Origin of the sequence: Shewanella sp. 10N.286.52.B9 (assembly GCF_002873635.1) — a bacterium.
Classification (GTDB): domain Bacteria; phylum Pseudomonadota; class Gammaproteobacteria; order Enterobacterales; family Shewanellaceae; genus Shewanella.
This window is the reverse complement of sequence record NZ_MCTY01000068.1, coordinates 1-422: the sequence shown is the minus strand read 5'-3', so window position 1 is coordinate 422 and position 422 is coordinate 1. Positions and strand designations below refer to the sequence as shown.

General features: G+C 40.3%; 1 protein-coding gene. It reads left to right on the top strand.

From position 1 onward, the window contains the following. Positions 1-356: DUF6572 domain-containing protein (locus BCU91_RS05160; RefSeq protein ID WP_206747617.1), on the top strand; the 356-nt coding region annotated here is incomplete at its 5' end. Between the last annotated feature and the right edge of the window lie 66 nt (positions 357-422).

Here is a 422-nt window from a genome sequence, read left to right as displayed (position 1 = left end):
TGAATAAGCTGTTAGCTTTCAAGGATGGTATGTCTATAACTGATACCCAAGCGATTGACTCTGTCATTCGAAGCGATGAACACGATGATGTGGTGTTACTGATTACTGATCATCTTGATTGGTCAGTGCCACAAGAACACTTATTGGCATTGCAACAGAAATTGAATACGTATATTTCTTTTGTGGAATCAGGGCAATTGTTCAGTGATTTTCCTGACGCCAAAAACAAAGAGATTTCCATTTTAATTGCCTGCGAATTTGAACCGATAGATGCCGCCCTTAGTTTTTTTGAAAAAGCAGATGCGTTCTTAAACGATAATCTCAACATCAGGCTAAGGTATGCATTTGAAAGCTAACAAGGCAATAATGCAAGGGACGCAAAACGCTTGGCATGCGCTCCTCCGTCGCTAATTTTAGCCAAG